We start from the raw sequence: 2955 nt of genomic DNA, 5'->3' as shown, positions 1-2955 counted from the left end.
AAACAAGGGCGCCGGAGGCGCCATATAATACACACCAAAATATACATATTTATGCTATATGGGGAATTATTAAAAAGGGCCGCGCGAATTTATAAGAAAGTAGCGAAGCGGACTACGAACATCATTTGATATTGTTTCAGCCCCTCGTCAAAATGTAGTATTATAAATTAAAGCTGATAGTTTCAGAAATCCGCAATCCCTGCGAATTTCTGAAAAAAATTCCTATTAACCATGGCGCTATGCGCCAATGCCAGATAATGTTAATGATCATAAATCAGGATGATTTTAATCTTATAAAATAAAAGGAAAATTTATGGATAATGATAATACAATTCTAATAGGCCATGTAAAAGATCTGGCCGGCAGAGCCTACCAAAATGATTACACAACGCATACTAACTTCCTGGGACTTTCAGAACTTGCAGCTGTGCTTGATGAAATTAATAAAAGCGGCGGATCTGTAGCAAACCAGGTTTATAACGGCGTAAAATTTACATTATATGGAGGCTACGAAGACAGCGAACGAAATGTCCTTTGTTTCCTTCCTTCTTATCTGGATGCCGAAGGCTTAAAACTTCAGGAAGATGAAGGCGGATCCATCGTATCCTGCCTTAAGGTTGTGCCGGTAAATGCAAAATTTGCAGATAAGCTTACTCACAGAGATTTTCTTGGCAGTTTAATGAACCTTGGAATCGAAAGAGATATCATAGGTGATATCCTCGTTTCAGAAGATGGACAAGTTGCATATTTATTCATACTAAAAGATATGGAAGAATTAATATGTAAAGAACTTATCCGCATCAAACATACTTCCGTAAAATGCATTCCGGTTACAAATAAAGAATGTGATATAAGACCTTCTTTTGAAGAAATTTCAGGATCAGTTGCTTCTGAAAGACTTGATGCTGTTCTTGCCTTTGTCTACAGAATATCCAGAAGTCAGGCCCAGGAACTTGTATCAAGGCAGTTCGTCTTTATTGATGGACGTACTGCTTATAGCGCTGGATATGATCTCAAAGAAGGATCAAGAGTTTCTGTAAGAGGCCATGGCAAATTCAAGTACCTCGGTCAAAATGGTAATACAAGAAAAGGTCGCCTCGTGATCAGCGTCGCTGTTTATAAATAGCGAAAAAGTTTACATGCCTTTTATTATCATAAACATTACTTTTTTAGATATATTCTTCTTGTTGCATCATATACTGCTTGTTAAAATAATAAGTATAAAGATATATACAGGAGAAATAAAATGATCCTATATCATGGTTCCAAAAGCGGAATTAAAGGAAGTATTCAACCTATAAGCAGAGCTGAATGTGACTTTGGATGTGGCTTCTACATGGGAGACAAAGAAGATCAGCCCAAATCTCTGGTTTCTGAATTTAAAGACAACATGTTCTATGAACTTGATTGTGATTTTTCCGGCTTGAAAGTTCTGGAATTTACAGATGATTATGAATCACAGCTGAACTGGAGCCTGTTCATCGCATATAACAGAAAACAGTTTGATCCTAATAAATATACAAAGCTTGCCCAAAAATATGATGCCTATAATCAAAACTATGATGTTATAACAGGCCTTATTGCAGATGATAAAATGACTGAAGCTCTTCAGCGTTTCTTCGATGGAACCTTTAGCGATAAAGCCTTGATAGCAGCGATGTCACGTGTAAAACTTGGTCGCCAGTTTGTTGCAAAGACAGAAATAGCCTGCAGTAATAAACATATCAAAATAGTAAGCAGTAGAAAACTTTCTGATAATGAACTGCATACTGCAAAGTCTTTTAATGAGCAAAGAAGACGTCAAAATACAACAGTATTAAATGAAATTAGTACCAGGTTCAGACGAGCAACAGATGTGAAGTTTTTTGATGAAATCCTTGAGGAATATGGCTTATGAAACTTGATAGTTCAGATACATTCACATGCGAAATGTCAGGAAGACTATTTGCTCTTTCTGTGAAAAAAGGCTACGATTCCGTAGACTTCGTAGATAAACTGATGCATTCTGAACTTGCACAGCACCTCTACAAGAAAGAACAAAGCCCAATGTGGCTTGGAGAAGCCTACCTTATGAGTACATTAGAAACAGAATGTTCAATAAATCGAGGTGCTTCTTATGATATAGATATGATGGAATGGGCAGGGTGGATCTTTAAATACTGGAGCATCGCATATCCTGACGATACTCCAATGAATATTTATATACAAGCCCCAATACAAAAACTTAAAAATATGTATATAGGTCTACATGTAATGTCACCAGATGTTCAGATTCAGGATATTAAAGAGCTATTCTACAAAAATTAGTAGAATAGTATAGTTTATAATTTCAAAAAAATGAATAAATAATTCAAACTTCGCACATAAAATTCGTAATCTTCCTAGCTATCAAATTTGCATGGAGATGTGATTATTTATTATGTGCGAAGTTTTAAAATTAATCTTTTGAATCTACACCCCTGTCCAGGCGCATCTTTATCATATCGAATAATAAATCCTTCTGTTGTAATATCTATATAATATCGGTAAAAACAAACTTTTTTACAGATGATTATTTTAAAATCATCAGATTTTATATTTATCAATAAAATGTTAAAAACTTTAAACTTATATATTGACATTAATGGAAACTGGTTATAATATTTTAATCAGTTTTAAGAAAGTTAAAAATATTTAATTAAAGAAACTGTATCATGTGGTTTAGTAAACTACATGACGTGATGCGAAACTTCATAACATAAAATAGTTTCTTAAATTAAGTACAATCAATTTTTTCTTATTTAGTAGGAGGAAACTAAAATGAATTTTGAAGACGTTAAGAAGATTATTGTAGACACACTTGGCTGCGACGAGGATAAGGTTACTGAGGATGCTTCTCTTACAGAAGATCTTGAAGCAGATTCACTTGACCTTGTAGAGCTTCACATGGCTCTTGAAGATGCTATCGGAACAAAG

Annotated in this window: 4 protein-coding genes; all 4 read left to right on the top strand. The window is 34.5% G+C overall.

Annotated features, from left to right (window positions below):
- Positions 1-313 precede the first annotated feature (313 nt).
- Complete coding sequence (locus K6G87_RS11445; protein ID WP_296837267.1) at positions 314-1126, top strand: YlmH/Sll1252 family protein; 813 nt, start codon at positions 314-316, stop codon at positions 1124-1126.
- A 120-nt stretch (positions 1127-1246) separates the two neighbouring features.
- Complete coding sequence (locus K6G87_RS11440; protein WP_296837264.1) at positions 1247-1897, top strand: DUF3990 domain-containing protein; 651 nt, start codon at positions 1247-1249, stop codon at positions 1895-1897.
- Entirely contained in the window at positions 1894-2307 is a 414-nt protein-coding gene (locus K6G87_RS11435; RefSeq protein ID WP_296837261.1) for a hypothetical protein, read from the top strand. The genes K6G87_RS11440 and K6G87_RS11435 overlap by 4 nt, the downstream gene beginning before the upstream one ends.
- A 492-nt stretch (positions 2308-2799) precedes the next feature.
- Positions 2800-2955: acyl carrier protein (locus K6G87_RS11430; protein ID WP_296837269.1), on the top strand; the 156-nt coding region annotated here is incomplete at its 3' end.

Source organism: Butyrivibrio sp. (assembly GCF_024699075.1).
This window is presented reverse-complemented; position numbering and strand designations above follow the sequence as displayed.

What these genes read in the sequence shown, in the direction of transcription:
- K6G87_RS11445 (WP_296837267.1), top strand. Translation starts at nt 314, where the DNA reads ATGGATAATGATAATACAATTCTAATAGGCCATGTAAAAGATCTGGCC.
- K6G87_RS11440 (WP_296837264.1), top strand. Translation starts at nt 1,247, where the DNA reads ATGATCCTATATCATGGTTCCAAAAGCGGAATTAAAGGAAGTATTCAA.
- K6G87_RS11435 (WP_296837261.1), top strand. Translation starts at nt 1,894, where the DNA reads ATGAAACTTGATAGTTCAGATACATTCACATGCGAAATGTCAGGAAGA.